The sequence below is a fragment of the Deltaproteobacteria bacterium genome (assembly GCA_030690165.1).
In the GTDB taxonomy this organism is placed as follows: domain Bacteria; phylum Desulfobacterota; class GWC2-55-46; order UBA9637; family UBA9637; genus JACRNJ01.
Window position 1 is genome coordinate 1 of sequence record JAUYHF010000053.1, and the last position, 3,911, is coordinate 3,911.

Annotated in this window: 4 protein-coding genes; 3 read left to right on the plus strand and 1 reads right to left on the minus strand. The window is 41.4% G+C overall.

The window, feature by feature from the left end; translation table 11 throughout:
• The first annotated feature begins 455 nt into the window (after positions 1-455).
• Both Q8P28_08930 and Q8P28_08935 read left to right on the plus strand, forming a co-directional pair.
• Positions 456-896, plus strand: a complete 441-nt coding sequence (locus Q8P28_08930) for a hypothetical protein (protein MDP2682909.1) — start codon at positions 456-458, stop codon at positions 894-896.
• A gap of 110 nt (positions 897-1,006) precedes the next feature.
• Positions 1,007-1,465, plus strand: coding sequence for a prepilin-type N-terminal cleavage/methylation domain-containing protein (locus Q8P28_08935; GenBank protein MDP2682910.1), 459 nt, complete (start codon positions 1,007-1,009; stop codon positions 1,463-1,465).
• A gap of 163 nt (positions 1,466-1,628) precedes the next feature.
• On the opposite strand, the gene Q8P28_08940 is transcribed toward Q8P28_08935, so the two are convergent.
• A complete protein-coding gene (locus tag Q8P28_08940; protein MDP2682911.1) occupies positions 1,629-1,850 on the minus strand; it encodes a hypothetical protein in 222 nt (73 codons plus the stop codon).
• A 100-nt stretch (positions 1,851-1,950) separates the two neighbouring features.
• On the opposite strand from Q8P28_08940, the gene Q8P28_08945 reads away from it, so the two are divergent.
• Positions 1,951-3,777, plus strand: coding sequence for an O-antigen ligase family protein (locus tag Q8P28_08945; protein MDP2682912.1), 1,827 nt, complete (start codon positions 1,951-1,953; stop codon positions 3,775-3,777).
• Positions 3,778-3,911 lie beyond the last annotated feature (134 nt).

Genomic DNA, 3,911 nt, shown 5'->3' on the forward strand with positions numbered 1-3,911 from the left:
AGGAGAAGGACAAGACCTATGGGTGTGTTCAGCGACAGAACGAGTATGGAAAGAATACTGTATGCTGTATTTACCTATGAAAACAAAAAGGAGGGAACTAATACCCCTTTCTTACTGACACATAATAATTGACATTACCGGCGCCAATTAGGCCTAACCCACCCTCACCTTAATCCTCTCCCTGAAGGAGAGGAAAAAAGAGGATAATTCTTCATTAGGGAGAAGGAAACCTCCCTCCCCTTCAAGGGGAGGGCCGGAGTGAGGATGGGTATAAAATATATTTTTTGGAACAAACTTTGCACATTTTAAGTAAATTATTACCCATATACTGGCTATTCAAAATTCTCTCTTTTATAAAAACCCAATAATTACAATAAGTTAGAGTATAAAATAATTTTGGAATGGGATTTGCATTGTATATAAAGAGACAAGGAAGATAGACAGGAGGCAATCCAGTGCAAAACAACAAAGGCAGAACAGTATTTGAAATGCTTCTGGCTCTTATCATTGTCGGCATACTTCTTATTGGCGCAATTACATACATCCAGAGGGCAACAAAGATTGTAAAGGAATATGCCCTTATAAGCGAGCTTGGCAATATAAGGACATCTGTTCTGCTTTATTTTGTCATAAACAGGAAATTTCCTGATAGCTTAAAACAGATGGTAAGTGAAAAGATAATACTGCCGTTTCAGGATACAGAGGCCATAAAAAAGATGGCAGGAAATGCAGGTGTTACCGTTCAGACAGGCACCATAATAATTGATAGGACATATCTGGAAAAGATAGCAATGGATAAAGACGGGAATATTACAGATCCCTTTGGGAATCCGTATAACTATGATGCAAGACTGGGCAAGATTTCAAGCTCAACGTTTAATTATGGGGGGTGGTAAAGACATTTTTTGTAGTTGCCCATTTATGGGCGAATTTAAAGACGCCGATAAATCGGCAAACTACAAGGCTTCAGCCTTGAAAAAATCAAATAAAAAAGGAGGAAAAACAAATGAAAAATCAAAAAGGTTTTACACTGATTGAACTGGTTATGGTCATATTGCTGCTCGGAATCCTTGCGGCAGTGGCTATACCAAGGTTCTGGGGCTTGGCTGCAGATGCGGACAGGGCTGCGGCACAGGGAGGTGTAGCCGGCATAAAAAGCGGGGGTACAATATATCACGCAAGTAGATTGGTTAATGGAGCCGACGTTTATCATGGCAATCCTTTGAGTAGCGATGTGGTAAGCGACATATATTCGTATACCGCCTCTGATACCCTAGCAAATACCTGTGCTGGTATTGCTGTTATGAGCCCCCAGCAATGGGGGGTGGGTACCGCTTCAGGTGATGCAACAAGAATATACTATAGATGGAAGAGCGCCAAGACCTTTAGTTTCTGGACTTACACCAGTGCAACAGGGATAGTAAGCCCAATATCGACTGAAACTGATTGCTCTGCCACTTGGTAATATAAACAGGATAAGGTTTCAAGCTTGATCCTAAATAGTTATCATTACAATTATGAAAGGGTGGGCCAATGCCCGCCCTTTTGTTTATTATGCATATCATCTGGCTCTTTATCTTCAATACATCCTTGATTATCCTGACTCCTTTTATCAAAGGTCCCGGCAATTATCTGGCATTCACCCTTATATTTCTCGGAACAAACCTCTTAATCCTGTCATTTGTATGGCAGGCGATTAAAAATGGAGCAATTGAAATAGTTTTATCGCCTTTATCAGTCGTATCTCTCTTTTTTTTAGCCGTCATCCTGTCTTCATTCTTTTTCACCATCAATCCGCCGTCCACAAGATATGGTTTTTTTACTATGGCGAGCGTAATAATAAACAGCATATTCCTTTCTTTCGTAAGACCGACCGGCCTCCATACAAAGGGGGATGAAAATCAACCCCACCCTCACCTTAATCCTCTCCCTGAGGGAGAGGAAACTATTTTGTTCCCTCCCCTTCAAGGGGAGGGTCAGGGTGGGGATGGGGTAAAGAAGGTATTCCCGGAACAAAGATTATGGAATGGTCTTTGCCTTATTCTCGTAATCACCGTAACAGCGCTTTCTCTTATGGCTCTTTATCAATACATCACAGGCCACAGCAGTTTTGAAGGAAGGGGGCATGGCACATTTGTCAATCCAAATTCATTTGCAGGCTATCTGCTTCTGACCATGCCTGTTTTAATTGGGTTATATCTTGTATCTGAGAGGAGCAAATACATTTTTTTCTTTCCATCCCTTCTTTCCTTTGCAGCCCTTTTATCCACAGGCACAGGCGGCAGATGGATAATCCTCACAGCGGCAATAGCAGCGGCTTTAATATTCTTCTGGATATTTGCCCCTGCGCACAGGGCAAGGTTAAAGGTCTTGATATTAGGACTTTTGGCAGTCCTGTTATTATTTTCCATTACTTCAGGAAACGGTAATGCCTCATTTTCCCCCAAACCCGCAGAATTGTCAGGCTCAACAACAGACAGGCTGAACATCTGGAAAAGCACATGGGGTGTTATTAAAGAACATCCAATAAGAGGCGTCGGCTTCTGGAGCTTTCATACAATCTATTCCAAATATAAAAATCAGGCATATAAAGATATTGAGCACTTCTTCAGCCATAATGATTATCTCCAGTTGTGGGCTGAACTTGGGCTTATAGGCATCAGCGTATTTATGATATTGATATATCTTTATTTCAGAGACGGCCTGCGCTGCCTGAAATACCTCCCCTCACCCTCACCCCAACCCTCTCCCGTCAAGGGAGAGGGGGTATCGTATATCATGCTCCTCTCCACCTTAATCGGCTCATTTCTCGTTCTTGTTCATACAATCAGTGATTTTGACCTTTACATACCGGCAATACTTTTTATCTTCTGGGGTTATATCTCTTGGACAACCGTTGCTGCAACGGAACTTGGCTTGTATAAAATCAAGACCATTGATTTAACCTCATACCGTATATTTACGGCGCTCGGAAGGAAAAAACTTTATATTATCACAGCAGGCATTTTTGCCTTTTTATCCTTCTGGGTGTCTGACCCGTATCTTGCAGGACTTCATAATAAGAGGGGAAAGGGCTTTCTTGTAAAAGGCGAATATGAAAAGGCTGTTAAATATTTCAGCAAGGCAGTTGATCTGGATTCCATTGACGACAGCTATCACTTTAATCTTGGATTAGCGCTTGCAAAATTCTCCAATAACAACCCGCTTATACTTAAGAGGGCAGAACACGAGATGGAAACGGCAATGAAAATTGCGCCATACAGAAGCGATATCTATTTCAATCTGGCAAATTTTTACAGAGAATTTTATTTAAAGGAGAAGGGGAATATCGCTATAGAGATGATGAAAAAAGCAAAGGAGTTTGCCCCCTTTGATATAACCATAACCCACAACCTTGCCGTGCTTTATCTGCAACTGGGAATGTATAAAGAGGCAATAGGAGAATTTAAGAAATATTTAAATGAGAAACCAAACGATATAGAGGCCCATATAGAGATTAGCGGGGCATACAGGATGAATAAAGAATATGATAATGCCCTAAAAGAAACAGATTGGCTGCTCAGTAAAAATGCCAACAACAACTACTTCCATTTCCTCAAGGCAAATATCCTGCAGGATATGGGACAATATAACGAGGCGCATAATGAATACCGGCTTGCCCTGAGGGAAAAGGGCAAGGAAGCAGATGTCTGGTATGCCATAGGTCTTCTCTCTCTCAAGCAGAACAAACCGAAAGAGGCGGAAGATGCATTTCGTAAGGCAGTTGACTACCGGTAATGTCAATTATTATGTGTCAGTAAGAAAGGGGTATTAGTTCCCTCCTTTTTGTTTTCATAGGTAAATACAGCATACAGTATTCTTTCCATACTCGTTCTGTCGCTGAACACACCCATAGGTCTTGTCCTTCTCCT